Origin of the sequence: Streptomyces sp. BE20, from assembly GCF_036322525.1 — a bacterium.
Lineage (GTDB): Bacteria > Actinomycetota > Actinomycetes > Streptomycetales > Streptomycetaceae > Kitasatospora.
The window spans coordinates 1-263 of the sequence record NZ_JAQYWW010000350.1 but is presented as its reverse complement, the minus strand read 5'-3'; the positions used below and the strand labels follow the sequence as shown (position 1 = coordinate 263).

1 protein-coding gene is annotated in these 263 nt (G+C 66.5%); it reads right to left on the bottom strand.

The genetic code is table 11. The features are described from left to right. Positions 1-10 precede the first annotated feature (10 nt). The coding region (locus PUR61_RS02570; RefSeq protein WP_329875163.1) for an integrase core domain-containing protein at positions 11-263 on the bottom strand (253 nt) is incomplete at its 5' end.

Sequence of the window (263 nt, the reverse complement as noted above, 5' to 3'; positions counted from 1 at the left end):
GTGTCCCGCGTCAAGTAACTGGCAGGTTTTGGGGTTCGGGAAAGTTGGGGACGAGCGGGTCGGCCTGGCCGGTGTGCACGTCGTGGGGCCGGTTCCAGGCGAGTGCCTCGTGAGGGCGGACGGTGTTGTACTCGAGCCGGTAGTCCTCGGCATGGCGGACCAGGTCGAGGGCGTCGGGTATCTCCTCCAAGAACAGCTTCTCGTACTTCAGCGAGCCGAAGCCCCGCTCGCGTGAGCCGTTCTGGCCCGGGGTACGGACCCTG